The organism is Candidatus Symbiopectobacterium sp. NZEC135 (assembly GCF_025962695.1).
The window spans coordinates 1-755 of sequence record NZ_JAGFPF010001046.1; the positions used below are offsets into that span (position 1 = coordinate 1).

At 58.9% G+C, this 755-nt stretch carries 1 protein-coding gene; it reads left to right on the forward strand.

Annotated elements, in window-relative coordinates; all coding sequences use genetic code 11:
* A partial coding sequence (locus tag J5224_RS32335; protein WP_264629033.1) for an AMP-binding enzyme occupies positions 1–643 on the forward strand: 643 nt, incomplete at its 5' end.
* Between the last annotated feature and the right edge of the window lie 112 nt (positions 644–755).

Consider the following 755-nt stretch of genomic DNA (forward strand, 5'->3'; position numbering starts at 1 on the left):
CGGCGGTGCGGCGATTCCGCTGGAACTGACCCAGCAGGCTGAGGCGCGAGGCATTCGTTGCTGGTGTGGCTATGGCATGACGGAAATGGCCTCAACGGTCTGTGCCAAACGGGCTGATGGCCGAGCTGGCGTCGGTCTTCCTTTACTGGCGCGTGAAATCGACGTGCAGGACGGCGAGATTCTGCTGCGTGGCGACAGCATGGCCGCAGGATACTGGCGCGACGGTGCATTGTTGCCGCTCACCGACAGCAACGGCTGGTTTCATACGCGCGACAGCGGCGTATTCCAACACCATGAGTGGCACGTGCTGGGGCGGTTGGATAATCAGTTCTTCAGCGGCGGTGAAGGCATTCAGCCGCAAAATATTGAAGCGCTGCTGCTGGCGCATCCGAAGGTTAAACAGGCTTGCGTGGTGCCGGTGCCGGATGCCGAATTCGGTCAGCGTCCGGTGGCCGTAATAGACGTCTCCCCCGACGTGACGCTCGCGGCGATCCGCGACTGGCTCACGCCGCAGTTGGCGGGCTTTCAACGTCCGGTCGCCTACTACGCGTTGCCCGCTGAATTACACGGCGGCGGCATCAAAATTGCGCGGGTTCAGGTGCAAGCCTGGGCGGAAACAATCTATCGCGATGGCGCGAATTAAGCGCTTTTTTTACGCGTTCGTTGATGATATTAATGCAATTTGTTGCTGGTCACCGGGGCTGATTCAGGTAAAATCCCTCAGATGCGATGTCTTGGTAGCGTTTAATGATCGA